The organism is Solitalea lacus (assembly GCF_022014595.1).
Taxonomy (GTDB): Bacteria; Bacteroidota; Bacteroidia; order Sphingobacteriales; family Sphingobacteriaceae; genus Solitalea; species Solitalea lacus.
Window position 1 is genome coordinate 3,254,795 of record NZ_CP091740.1, and the last position, 12,949, is coordinate 3,267,743.

Sequence of the window (12,949 nt, forward strand, 5' to 3'; positions counted from 1 at the left end):
AAAAAGCTGAACAGTCTTAACAACCATTCAGCTTTTTCTTTATTTAATTTTTTAGCTTACATTCTCTTTCTGCCATGGTAGCTTTGCATGCCTACTTTTTGCATGCCAACCATACCCATTTGCTGTTGCATCATTTTAATTTGCTCTGCCAGCATTTTGTTTTTGTCCAACTTCTTAGCTTCTGCTAATAAATTTTGCGCCTCACGTTTGTTTCCTTTGCTCATTGCAACACCTGCCAAACTTAACTTAGCCATTGCAACGTCATGATCCATACGTAAACCAATTGCAAGAGCCTTTTTAAAATATTTCTCCGATTGGAAGATGCTCTTTTGCGCTTCACATGTGCCCACTAAAAAGTAATAATAAGCCTGTTGACCTTTCAATAAAACCGCTTCCGGGTGCTTAATTCTTTGTAAGAAAGAATGTGCTTTTTCAAGATTGTTTTTTCTCATGTAGAAAAATGCAGCAAGCATGTTTTCATTTCTAAAGAAAAACACAACAAATAAGATAGAAAATAATAGAGCTAATAGTCCCCATGCAATTTGACCAATAACAAACAGGTAAATGGCAAAGCCAAAAGCTACAATCCCCAACGCTAAACGAGAATACTTTAACATGTATTAAGTTATGAGTAGTAAGTAATGATTTTTATATATAACACTAAACGAAGCACAAAATTAACCATTGATTTTAGAAGTACGAAGCGCAATTTTAGATTTTAACTTTAAAATTGCACTTCGTAAATCACCCTTCAATAATTAGTATAACTTGGGAAAACGATGAGGGTTAGCCTCACGCATCATCTCATAAACAGTTTCAACTACATCTTCAATGTTAGGCTTAGAGAAATAGTCACCATCAGAACCATAAGCCGGACGATGCTCCTTAGCCGTTAATGTACGTGGTTCCGAATCCAAATAACGGAAACCTTTCTGCTCTTCCATCACTTTTTGAAGCATATATGCAGTCGCTCCTCCAGGCATATCCTCATCGAGGAATAATACGCGACTGGTTTTCTTAATTGATTCAAGAATGGAATGATTCAAGTCGAAAGGCAATAAGGTTTGAACATCTATCAATTCAACAGAAATACCTAATTCTGCCAACTGATGAGCAGCTTCATCAGCAATACGCACACAAGAACCATAGGTTACAAGGGTAATATCAGAACCCTCACGTAAAACTTCTGGTTTACCTAATGGCACAGTAAACTCACCAACATTGCTTGGAAGTTTTTCCTTCAATCGGTAACCGTTCAAACATTCAATTACTAATGCAGGTTCATCTGAACGCAATAACATATTATACATACCTGCCGCCTGAGTCATATTACGTGGCACACACAAGTGCATACCTCTTAAAGCGTTAATCAACACCCCGATTGGTGAGCCAGCATGCCAAATACCCTCCAAACGGTGACCGCGTGTACGGATAATTAACGGCGCTTTTTGTCCACGTTTAGTACGGTAAGTCAATGATGATAAATCATCGGCAAGCGGCTGCAAGCCATAATAAATATAATCAAGGTATTGAATTTCAGCAATCGGACGCAGTCCACGCATAGCAAGCCCTATCCCCTGCCCTACAATTGTTGCCTCGCGAATACCGGTATCAAAAATACGGAGCTCACCAAATTTCTCTTGTAAACCGGCAAATCCCTGGTTCACATCTCCAATCTTACCCACATCTTCGCCAAAGGCAACTAAACGCGGATCCCGGGAGAAATTTGCTTCAAAACAAGCTTGCAGTACTTCACGGCCATCAACCGTTTTAGGTGTTTCTGGAAATTCCGGCTTAATTTCCACCATGTTCAATGGTGAGTCAATGGTATTGCTAAATAAATAAGTATTGTAACGGTCGCGATTAGATTCATTGGCCTCATTTAACCACTTAATCAACTTCTCGCGGCCGGCAATTTTTTCATTTCGAGTAATAAGCAATACCCTACGAGTAGCCGCGATTACATCTTTGCGAGTAGGATCAATAGCTGAGCGTAAAGCGTTTTTATGATATTTTACATCAGCAGCAAATTGACTTTGCCCTTCAATTTCATCAAAAATGGTTACCAATTCAGTAATCTCTGTCTTAATTGGAGCATTGAAATCAGCCCAGGCTTTTTTCTGAATTTCGCGCACATAACGTTTTGCTTCTTCATCAATTTGATCCAACTCCTCAACAGTGGCAATTGATGATTCTACAATCCATTCCCGCATTTTTTTAATACAATCATGGTTAGCTTCCCATTCCAACCGTTCTTTTGATTTATAACGCTCATGTGAACCTGAGGTTGAGTGTCCTTGCGGTTGTGTAACCTCTTGCACATGAACTAAAACCGGAATATGATGGGTACGGCAAATAGAAGCGGCTTTTTCATAAGCCTCTACTAATCCGGCATAATCCCAACCCTTTACTCGTATAATTTCAAAGCCTTCACCATTCTCATCACGCTGAAAGCCTTTTAATAATTCTGAAATATTTTGCTTGGTAGTTTGATATTTCTGACTAACAGAAATTCCATAACCATCATCCCAAACCGACATTAACATAGGAACTTGTAATACCCCTGCCGCATTTAAAGCTTCAAAAAAATGACCTTCCGATGTGCTGGCGTCACCAATGGTACCAAAGGCTATTTCATTACCATTTTTAGAAAAATGGGTCATGTATGCCAACTCTTTATTCTCGCGATAAAGTTTTGATGCTTGTGCTAAACCGACTAAACGAATCATTTGACCCGCAGTACATGAAATATCTGCCGAAGAATTTTTCATCTCGGTAAGATTATTCCAGTTGCCATTATCATCAAGGCTTCTGGTACCAAAATGACAAGTCATTCCCCTTCCGGCAGTTGAACTTTCAGCATTTACATCGGCGTGTGCGTACAATTGAGCAAAAAACTCACTAATGTTGTACATACCGGCAGCAAAGTGAAACGTTTGGTCACGGTAATACCCCGAACGAAAATCGCCTTCTTTAAAAACCTTGGCCATTGCAATTTGTGCAAGTTCCTTTCCATCACCAAAAATGCCAAACTTGGCTTTACCAGTCAGCACTTCCTTTCTGCCCAATAAACTTGCTTGACGACTTTCTTGCGCCAGGCGGTAATCGGTGAGAACTTCTTGCTTGAACTCTTCAAAGCTAAGCTCATTATTCTCTAATAAAGATGTAACCATGTGTTCTTTATCGCTAATCATCATGTGGGTTAAATTGGTGCGCAAAAATAAGAAAATTAAGCTTGTAAACAGCATTTACTCCTAAAGCATTATTCAGCTAGGCTTAAATGTGTTATCTTTAAAATTTTTCCTCAATCACATCCGGTCACAATCGGTTTAATTTTTGCTTTAAACCATTGTCAAACCTCTCTAGAGGTGCATCATCATCAAACTGTTACAAATAAAAACCACTGACATGCAACTAATTGCCCAAAACGAGCGTTAAAACATATAGAAATATTTGGTATTATATTTGAACTATTTTGTATCATTGGTTTATTAATACAACTAAAAGAAACTATTAAAATCACACAACATGAAAAAGTTATTATTGTTAGGATTTATAATGTTTGCCGGTTTTAACCTTGCTAAAGCTCAGTCGGCAGAGTTTAAATTTGAAAAAGAAGTTCATGATTTTGGTAAGATTAAAGAAGGAACCGTTGCTACTTATGACTTCAAATTCACTAACGTTGGCGATGCTCCGTTAATTATTACTAACGTTACTGCACCTTGTGGATGTACAGTTCCTAAATGGACTAAAGAGCCAGTGAAAAAAGGTGAAACCGGTATTGTAACCGTTTCTTATAACAGTCAAGGTCGTCCTATGGCTTTCAATAAAAACGTTACCATTACTTCCAACTCTAAAACACCTTCAAAAGTACTTTATATTAAGGGAGATGTTGAACCTGCAACGAAACCAGCAGGAAAGTAAACTTATCCTTTAGGTTTCTTGTTCGAAACAAAAAAAGTCCGCTATATAGTCTATAAATATAGTGGACTTTTTTATTTTTGCACCCATGCCAAAGATTTCAACTAAAGGGCTACAAATGCCTGCTTCACCCATTCGAAAGTTAACTCCCTTTGCAGAGAAAGCTAAAAGCGAGGGTAAAACGGTTTATCATTTGAATATCGGACAACCCGATATTGAAACTCCAGTTGGGATGCTTGATGCCGTCAAGAATATTGATTTTAAGGTTTGGGCTTACACTCAATCAGAAGGAACACCTCAATACAGAAACAAGCTTGCCGAATATTACCAAAAAAATGGGTACAACATTACTCCAAGTGACATTTTAGTAACTGATGGTGGATCTGAAGCATTGACAATTGCCATTAGTGCTTGTATTGACCATGGAGAAGAAGTAATTATCCCCGAACCATTTTATGCAAATTATAATGCATTTACATGCTTATCAGATGCTATAATTAAGCCAATCCAGTCGTCCATAGAAACCGGGTTTGCACTCCCTCCAATTAGCGAGTTTGAACGTTTGATCACACCCAAAACCAAGGCCATATTAATTTGCAGTCCGAATAACCCAACTGGCTACCTTTACTCAAAAGAAGAGTTGGAAGAACTAAAAAAACTAGTTTTAAAGTATGATCTATTTTTGATTTGTGATGAAGCCTACAGGGAGTTTTGTTATGATGGACGCGAATTCATCTCACCTGGACACTTGGATGGATTGGAAAACCATTTCATCATGATCGATACAGTATCGAAGCGCTACAGCGCTTGTGGTGCCCGCTTGGGAGCATTAGTCACCCATAACAAAGAAGTTTATGCTGCTGCTTTAAAGTATGCTCAGGCGCGTCTCGCCCCTCCTGCTGTAGCTCAAATCGCAGCAACAGCCGCAATAGCTACTCCATCAAGTTATTTTGATACTGTAATAAAGGAGTATTCAGAACGCCGCAACCTATTGGTAAATACCCTAAACAAAATGGAGGGTGTTTATTGTCCTAATCCAGGCGGTGCATTTTATGCAATTGTCCGTTTACCAATTGATGATAGTGATCGTTTTTGTGAGTGGATGCTGGATAAATTCACCTACGAAAACCAAACGGTAATGCTAGCACCGGCTACTGGTTTCTATTCAACACCGGGAGCTGGCCGAAATGAGGTGCGCATGGCTTATGTAATCAATCAGGACGATTTGAAAAAAGCTTTAATATGTTTGGAGAAGGCCCTTGTTGAGTACCCGGGTAGAATTTTATCATCAACCGGACTAACTGCCAAATCAGCACTATAACCAATTATATTCCGAGATGGTTTATCAATCTATCAACTATGGTTAATAACAATACTACAAATAAGCAACAGCAATCTGTTTGCATAGCATAAGCAATTACACTATATTTGTAATCTTTCATACAAATGGGGTCGACCGGAATTGACAGGGTGGAAGATTTGTGTGTAAGCATGCCAGGCGTTGTGGAGAGTGCCTGTAAAAGAAAATCCTCAACCTATAAATGGCGAAAATAACTACGCTCTTGCTGCGTAATCTTCACAGGATGTGAAACTACTTTTATCTAGCATAGTGCTAGAGGCAAGATGTTCCCCAAAAGCGCAATCCTTCCGCGTTTGAAATGGGAGCACTAAAAAGAAGGAATAAGGTTAGTAACGCTTCGCAGCTAACCCGACAATTTAAGAAGCTAAGCTGTAATTAGCCTGTAGGGGGGCAGGTTACGGTCGAAAATTAAACACCAACTAAGCATGTAGAAAGCGCAACAGATCCCATGTTTGGACGAGGGTTCGAATCCCTCCGACTCCACCACTTAAGTAACAAAAACGCCGTTTATGTATAATAAACGGCGTTTTTTGTTTAATTTTAATTTATGGGTGGCAAAAAAGGTGGCAATTTTATAACTTTAAAATGCAAATTAGGTTTAAGTGACTTGAGCTTTTATCACAGTCAGCACTCTTTCTGACAACCAGCAGTATTAGATTCTTCAACCCAAAATGCGCAATGCGTATTTCATATATCAATTTCTATTTTTCTACGTTTCAGGGCGTTAAGAATACTTTTTAATGTGCTATAGAAATGTGTTTGAAAATACTGAGATTGCGTATATCTTAGTATTCATGCGTAATTCGTGGCCGTTTTGCAGGTTCTGTGGTCACTTAAAAAGGTCTTCAGCGTTACTTCCTTAGGAGCATCTTCAGAAAAAAACAAGCCGAAACATGTGAGTTGAGCAATGGTTCTGTCAAGAATTGACGGAGAGATTTTTACTGCAAGTAAGGAAGGATCGTAGAGAAGGATAACTTTAATTACTTTTTGAAAATCAGATACTTTTAATTGATAAACTCATAAATGATAGGTAAATTAAACAACACTATTTCATGTTTTTGAAAAGCTCTCTACTCGTACTCCTTATTTATGTGTTATAGCCAGTATTAAAACCTAAACACACAGCCCTTCATCCCTTTCATGTGAGCGTTTCTTAATAATTCTCTTAGTGGGAAAATTTAATTGTTTAACAATAAGCCAAAGTGTTTTACTCGTTAATCAATGCTTAGCTATGAAAAAGACATTTCTTTTAGGCGCATTTATGGCAACTGCTTTAAGTGTTTTGCAGGTTTGTCAGTCAAATGCCCAGGACCCTTCTTCAAAAAGTTTGGACAGAACGGTTCTCCCCATTAAAGAACCAACACGCAAGACTTATAAAGAACTTGATGTAAGATATGCCACACCTCCGACACATTTTGATATAAAACCCCCACGAGGTGCACCCAATGTTGTGATTGTATTAATAGACGATATGGGGTTTGGAGTGTCCGAAGTCTTTGGTGGCCCTGTAAGCACACCTAACATGGATAAACTTGCTGATAACGGTATTAAATATAACCGTTTTCATACCAGTGCACTTTGCTCACCTACCAGAGTGGCATTGCTTACAGGATACAACCATCATAGTAATAATATGGGCTGTATTACCGAAGCTGCTACCACCTTTCCGGGAAATACCGGAGTAAGGCCTCAAACAATAACACCTATGGCCGAGGTATTGCGCCAAAACGGATATAATACGGCCGCCTTTGGCAAGTATCACGAAACACCTACATGGGAAATCTCCAACTCGGGTCCCCAGGACCGTTGGCCTACACGTTCGGGATTCGAAAAATTTTATGGCTTCATTGGTGGCGAAACCAATGAATGGGCTCCATTAATTTATGACGGGGTTACAATAGTAGAAACACCGACCGATCCGAATTATCACTTTACTACGGATATGACCAACCAGACCATTTCATGGGTTCGTTATCAGCAGGCATTATCTCCCGATAAACCTTTCTTTATTTATTTCGCACCGGGTGCAACGCATGCGCCTCATCATGTTCCAAAAGAATGGGCCGATAAATACAAAGGGAAATTTGATCAGGGTTGGGATAAGATTCGTGAACAGACATTAGAGCGGCAGAAAAAACTGGGCATTGTTCCTTCAAATACAAAACTTGCACCAAAACCGGCCGATATAAAAGATTGGGATAAACTCTCGACAGACGAGAAAAAACTATTTACACGCCAAATGGAAGTGTATGCAGGTTTTGCTGAACAAACCGATTACGAAGTTGGAAGATTCATTTCAACTATTAAAGAATTAGGGGTAATGGATAATACATTAATCATATTCATTGCCGGAGATAATGGCGCAAGTGCCGAAGGACAAATGAACGGCATGTACAGTGAGATGACTTATTTTAATGGTGTGGTCGAAACTGTTCCTGATATGCTAAAGCATTATGACGAATGGGGTGGCCCCAGCACCTATCCGCACTTTGCAGCAGGATGGGCAGTGGCAATGGATGCTCCTTTCTCTTACACCAAGCAGGTTGCTTCTGATTTTGGAGGCACTAGAAATGGCATGATCATTCAATGGCCGGCGGGTATCAAAGCAAAAGGCGAAATGCGTTCGCAGTTTGGCCACGTAATTGATATCGCTCCAACTATTTATGAGGTTACAAAAATACCTGCACCAACCATGGTTAATGGTATTAAACAAGATCCGATTGAGGGTACAAGCCTTGCATATACATTTAATAATGCCGGTGCAGCCGAGCAACATAGAGTACAATATTTCGAAATGTTTGGCAACAGGGGGGTGTATCAGGATGGCTGGTTTGCCCGCACTATACATAGGCCGGCATGGAGACAGAAACCCCTCAATACACTACAGGAAGATAAATGGGAGTTATACAATACTATTGAAGATTTCAGTTTGTCTGATGATCTGGCAGCGAAAAACCCAGACAAACTGAAATCCATGGAAGCATTGTTTATGAAGGAAGCTGAAAAATATCATGTTTTGCCGTTGGACGATCGCCTCCTGGAAAGAACCAATGCGGCAGTGATGGGCCGGCCAACTGTTATGGGTGACAGAACCTCTGTAACATATGGAGAGGGCATGAAAGGAATGGGGGTTGATATTTTTATAGACCTGAGAAATACTTCTTACACCATAACTGCTGATGTGGATGTAAAAGCCAATGGAAACGGTGTTATTGTTTGCCAGGGTGGTCGTTTTGGAGGCTTGTCATTCTATATGAAAAATGGAAAACCTGCCTTTACTTACAATTATCTTGGCTTGCAGTCTATGCAAGTGATGGCCACTGATGCACTGCCTGCAGGTAAGTATAAATTGATGTATGATTTCAGATACGATGGAGTTGGGGTAGGAAAAGGTGGAACTGCAACAATTTACGTTGATGGTAAAAAGGTCGCTGAAAATAAGTTTGAAAAAACACAGCCGGGAATATTCTCTGTTGATGATTTGGCAGATATTGGTATTGATGAAGGAACACCTGTGGCCGATTATGGTGAATCATCTAAGTTCAATGGGAAGATTGACAAGGTAACCGTAAATATTGCCAAGAAGTAATGTTAAAGAACATAAAAGAACCAACGTTCAACAATTTGATGACCGTTGGTTCTTTCAAAGAAAAACTTAGAAATATTAATTAAATCAATTTTAAATATTAAGACTAAAAATGAAACCAAATTTTTTCTATAGTGCTGTTCCCCGGTTTTTTTTACCGGTTATTATCCTGGGATTTTGTCAAACAGTACTTAGTTACGAAATATTGCCTTGAAAAATTTGTAAAAAATCATTATTTAATCTTGAAAAATTTGTAAATTTAAATATCAAAGAGGTCTAAGCTTGAAAAATTTGCAAGGATTTGTCTTGAAAAATTTGTACTAATTCAATATTTTACCTTGAAAAATTTGTATTCTAAAGTGTTTATGTCGTATTTAGCATTAATTTTTTGTAAATAATGGACAAGAACACACCCCTGCACCTACAGGAAATCATATTCTCCTCGAGCAATGCCGAGAAAAGTCGCGCCATATCTTCACTGATCAAGCAGGGAAAACTAAAGAAACTCGCTCCCCGCATCTATTCACCGAACCTGGAAGACGAAGAACAGTCGATCATCAAGAGGAATCTTTTCAAGATTATCGGCCATCTATATAGCGGAGCCCTATTGAGTCACCGCTCCGCTTTTGAGTATCGCCCAACTACTTCCGGTGATATCTTTCTGACCTATAACTATGAAAGAAGAATAAAACTTCCAGGGGTGACCTTGAACATGATGGCTGGACCATCCGCACTATCTGATGATCTGCCATTTGTCGATGGTCTCCATGTCTCAGGACAGGCAAGGGCAATTCTAGAAAACCTGCAAACATCCAGAAGACCAGGACCTTCATCAAAAATCTTGACCCTACCAGAGGTGGAGGAAAAGCTCGAACAGATAGTAAAGATCCAAGGAGAAGTTGGATTGAACGAACTTCGCGACAGGGCGAGGGAATTATCCGGCCAGTTGGGAATGAAAAAGGAATTCGAAAAGCTCGACCGACTTATCAGTGCGATCCTGACGACCAAGCCATCGAGTATACTAAAATCCCCGATCGCCCTTGCCCGGGCATTTGGGCAACCGTTCGATGCCAAACGGATCGAGCTTTTCGAAAACCTGTTTGTAACGCTAAAAAACACCCCGACCAGCCCATTCTCGGATCCCAATGTGAGCAATACCGCATTCAAAAATTTTGCTTTCTATGAGGCCTATTTTTCGAACTTCATCGAGGGGACCAAATTCAAACTGGAAGAAGCGATGCAAATCATTGAAACAGGCCGGCCAATGGCAACAAGAGACGAGGATTCCCATGACATACTCGGCACCTATCAGATCGTGAGCAACCGCAATGAGATGAAAATCACTCCCGAAAGCCCGGAACATTTGCTGGAGATATTGCAATACAGGCACAAGATCATGCTTAGTGCCAGGCCATCAAAAAAGCCCGGCGAGTTCAAGGACAGGAACAACCGGGCTGGCAATACCGACTTCGTCGACATGGAACTGGTTAGGGGAACTTTGATCAAGGGATTTGAATTTTACCAGGGCCTTAACGAACCGTTTGCGAAAGCGGCCTACATGATGTTTCTGGTCAGCGAGGTCCATCCATTTTTAGATGGCAACGGTAGGCTGGCAAGGGTAATGATGAATGCTGAACTCTTAAAAACTAACCAGAGCAAGATTATTATCCCCACAGTTTTCAGGGAAGATTATCTTGGGGCTCTACGAGCCGTTTCCAGAAGGAACGAGCCGGAGAAGTATATCCGGATGCTGCTTCGAGCATGGAAATTCAGTACCACGATAGCCGGGGAGGACATGAATCGTATTTACCATGTGCTGAAACAAAGCAATGCCTTTGAAGAGGGAGAGGATTATATTTTAAGGATTGACGGAGAGCAGTCCTAAGGAGATTTAAACGACATGATTTAAAGCAAGTTCCGCTCCAGTTCATCTACTTCAGCCTGAACTATTCTCACCGGTATTAACTATATAAGATTTTGCAATTATTTGTAGCTGCTAACATTATAAAACGTAAAGTATTTTCAAGCACTTGATGAATAACAAAACATTATCATAAATTGTCATTAAAACTTGCTGCTAACAGCCGATTTTTTTTAGATTTGAACATAGCATTTGCAGCTATCCTTAAATAAAATTAAAGTGGTGAGTAATTCGGTGAGTTAGGATTTTTTACCACCTTAAAATATTGAACATCAGGTTATTTTGAGGAAAACACATTCCCCTCCGGCTCTACAGAACACATTAAAACCGCTTTAAAATATAATTTAAAGCGGTTTTTTTTATTTTACACGGACAGTTTTATCAGAATGGCGCTTTCACAAACCCGGAGATGACATTGGATGAAATGAAAGCACGGGTAATTGATCAAATGGACAACACCCAAATACCGCCTGATATTTTTAGAAACAGCGGTAAATAGATTACCCTTTTTAAAGTGCTGGAAAAGTAAGTAATGAAACATAAGAATCCATAAGCCGTAAGTATTTTTCCGTTTCAGTTAATGCTTTTTTGCGCTGCTCATTATCAGCATCCTTTGCCCTAAGACTGTTAACCTTTGCCCTCACATTAGCACGATAACATTTGTAATAAATAAAGAGTGATTTTTCCTCTTCAGTCTGTATAGCAGGAAACAAGTCATTGTACGCTTTGATAAACAATTCAGACAAATCCTGTCGTCCGAATGCTTCGAGGTCCATACATAAAAAGGCGATCTCGTTCAGCACATCAATCTGGCGGTAATCATCACTGAACTCTATGCAATCGAAAATAACCGGCTCCGGCAGCAGAAAAATATTCCGTGAGTGTAGATCTCCATGAACATCACGAAAAAAACCCAAGTTGAGTCTTTTCAATAAAAGGGCTTCATGTTTGAGAACAAACCTTTTGGTTGCTTCAACCGCCTTGTTGATGATATCCCTGCTTTCAGTATCCAAATGCCCGAGTAAATAATCTATTTCCTCCTCCAGGGCATTGAATTTCTTCTGAACATCAAGCACTTCTTTCTGATAAATGCAGCCGGCATTTATATGAAAAGCTGCTATATGTTGTGCTATATGTTGGATGTCGATTTCTGAAACCCTATTGTTTTGCAGTAAAACATCCATTTGCTTTTCGCGATCCAGCTTTCGCATTCGAACCGCATAATCAACAATTTCTCCCTCATTCAGGCCAAGAGTAATTCCTTCGGGCGATTTTCTAACGGGCAGAATATCCAGGTACACATCCTTTGTCAGTCTTTGATTCAATTCCACCTCCTTTTGGCAATAATATTTCCTTTTCTCAAGCGTGGAAAAGTCTAGGAATGAATAATGCATGGGTTTCTTGATCTTGTAAACAAACTTGTTACACAAAATAACCCATGAAATATGCGTTTCAACAAGCTCAGCATGGTCGCACATATCGAGAAATTTATTTGTTGAAATCAGTTTATTTATTTCTTCTTTCTCCATAATTTAAATGGTTAACAGCCTGCAATAACATCTCTTCGATATTATCGTTTGTCGATTCCAGCACTAGGTGATCATCCTCCATAGGCTCCCATTGGGTCTTTATCTTTTTATAGGTGTTAAAATCTGCCTCACTGTACGACCTGGGATTTTTTAGCCGTTCACGGATGATGGATTTTTCAGCTCTTACTTCAATAAAAAAGATAGTACCATAGGCCCTTAATTCATCTGTGAATTTTTTCCTGATATCTTTTTTATAAAATGTACCGTCTACTATTGTATTTCTATTATCCACATTTGAGTGCCTTACTTTTTCCAGCATTTTATCATAAACTGAAAGTTTCTCTTCTTCAGAATACGTTCTGACAGCATACATCTCCATCCTTAATCTGTCACTGTTTATATAATCAGCATTTATCATTTCAGCAAGACGGGAAGCAAAATAACTTTTACCAGAACCTGGCAAGCCAAACACAATTACGATCATAAAAGGTTCAAAAATGTTTCAAGAAAAATTTCATTAATTTAAGTAAAGGACAGATTTTGAACAAAATAACTAATATGATATTAATCAGCTTGTTTGTAGATTTAAATCAAGAATATTTGCGGTATTTACCGCTAACTTATTTAAATAC

8 protein-coding genes and 1 other RNA gene are annotated in these 12,949 nt (G+C 39.3%); 5 read left to right on the forward strand and 4 right to left on the reverse strand.

Features of this window, described 5'->3' with window-relative positions:
- Positions 1-56: 56 nt before the first annotated feature.
- Together L2B55_RS14150 and L2B55_RS14155 are read right to left on the reverse strand one after the other, a co-directional pair.
- Positions 57-617: a tetratricopeptide repeat protein gene (locus tag L2B55_RS14150; protein ID WP_237846787.1), complete on the reverse strand. Its 561-nt coding sequence runs from the start codon at positions 615-617 to the stop codon at positions 57-59.
- Between the two features lie 141 nt (positions 618-758).
- Positions 759-3,197, reverse strand: coding sequence for an alpha-ketoacid dehydrogenase subunit alpha/beta (locus tag L2B55_RS14155; RefSeq protein WP_237846789.1), 2,439 nt, complete (start codon positions 3,195-3,197; stop codon positions 759-761).
- Between the two features lie 331 nt (positions 3,198-3,528).
- Between L2B55_RS14155 and L2B55_RS14160 the strand changes: the two genes are divergently transcribed.
- The 5 genes from L2B55_RS14160 to L2B55_RS14180 all read left to right on the forward strand — a co-directional run bounded on the left by L2B55_RS14160 (position 3,529) and on the right by L2B55_RS14180 (position 10,752).
- Positions 3,529-3,924: a DUF1573 domain-containing protein gene (locus tag L2B55_RS14160; protein ID WP_237846790.1), complete on the forward strand. Its 396-nt coding sequence runs from the start codon at positions 3,529-3,531 to the stop codon at positions 3,922-3,924.
- A gap of 85 nt (positions 3,925-4,009) precedes the next feature.
- Positions 4,010-5,242, forward strand: coding sequence for a pyridoxal phosphate-dependent aminotransferase (locus L2B55_RS14165; protein WP_237846791.1), 1,233 nt, complete (start codon positions 4,010-4,012; stop codon positions 5,240-5,242).
- 127 nt (positions 5,243-5,369) lie between these two features.
- Positions 5,370-5,767: a transfer-messenger RNA gene (ssrA, locus tag L2B55_RS14170) on the forward strand.
- Between the two features lie 745 nt (positions 5,768-6,512).
- Positions 6,513-8,870 carry an arylsulfatase gene (locus tag L2B55_RS14175; protein ID WP_237846792.1) on the forward strand — a complete coding sequence of 786 codons (2,358 nt, stop codon included), beginning with the start codon at positions 6,513-6,515 and terminating at the stop codon, positions 8,868-8,870.
- A gap of 394 nt (positions 8,871-9,264) precedes the next feature.
- Complete coding sequence (locus L2B55_RS14180; protein WP_237846793.1) at positions 9,265-10,752, forward strand: Fic family protein; 1,488 nt, start codon at positions 9,265-9,267, stop codon at positions 10,750-10,752.
- Positions 10,753-11,297: 545 nt separating this feature from the next.
- Here the strand turns inward: L2B55_RS14180 and L2B55_RS14185 are convergent.
- Together L2B55_RS14185 and L2B55_RS14190 are read right to left on the reverse strand one after the other, a co-directional pair.
- Complete coding sequence (locus L2B55_RS14185; protein WP_237846794.1) at positions 11,298-12,317, reverse strand: hypothetical protein; 1,020 nt, start codon at positions 12,315-12,317, stop codon at positions 11,298-11,300.
- The gene (locus L2B55_RS14190) at positions 12,295-12,801 is read right to left on the reverse strand and encodes a P-loop nucleotide/nucleoside kinase family protein (protein WP_237846795.1); all 507 of its coding nucleotides are present in this window, start codon (positions 12,799-12,801) and stop codon (positions 12,295-12,297) included. The genes L2B55_RS14185 and L2B55_RS14190 overlap by 23 nt, the downstream gene beginning before the upstream one ends.
- Between the last annotated feature and the right edge of the window lie 148 nt (positions 12,802-12,949).

Bases quoted from the DNA above. Each gene is read 5' to 3' on its own strand.
- L2B55_RS14160 (WP_237846790.1), top strand. From the start codon at position 3,529: ATGAAAAAGTTATTATTGTTAGGATTTATAATGTTTGCCGGTTTTAAC.
- L2B55_RS14175 (WP_237846792.1), top strand. From the start codon at position 6,513: ATGAAAAAGACATTTCTTTTAGGCGCATTTATGGCAACTGCTTTAAGT.
- L2B55_RS14150 (WP_237846787.1), bottom strand. From the start codon at position 617: ATGTTAAAGTATTCTCGTTTAGCGTTGGGGATTGTAGCTTTTGGCTTT.
- L2B55_RS14185 (WP_237846794.1), bottom strand. From the start codon at position 12,317: ATGGAGAAAGAAGAAATAAATAAACTGATTTCAACAAATAAATTTCTC.
- L2B55_RS14155 (WP_237846789.1), bottom strand. From the start codon at position 3,197: ATGATGATTAGCGATAAAGAACACATGGTTACATCTTTATTAGAGAAT.
- L2B55_RS14190 (WP_237846795.1), bottom strand. From the start codon at position 12,801: ATGATCGTAATTGTGTTTGGCTTGCCAGGTTCTGGTAAAAGTTATTTT.
- L2B55_RS14165 (WP_237846791.1), top strand. From the start codon at position 4,010: ATGCCAAAGATTTCAACTAAAGGGCTACAAATGCCTGCTTCACCCATT.
- L2B55_RS14180 (WP_237846793.1), top strand. From the start codon at position 9,265: ATGGACAAGAACACACCCCTGCACCTACAGGAAATCATATTCTCCTCG.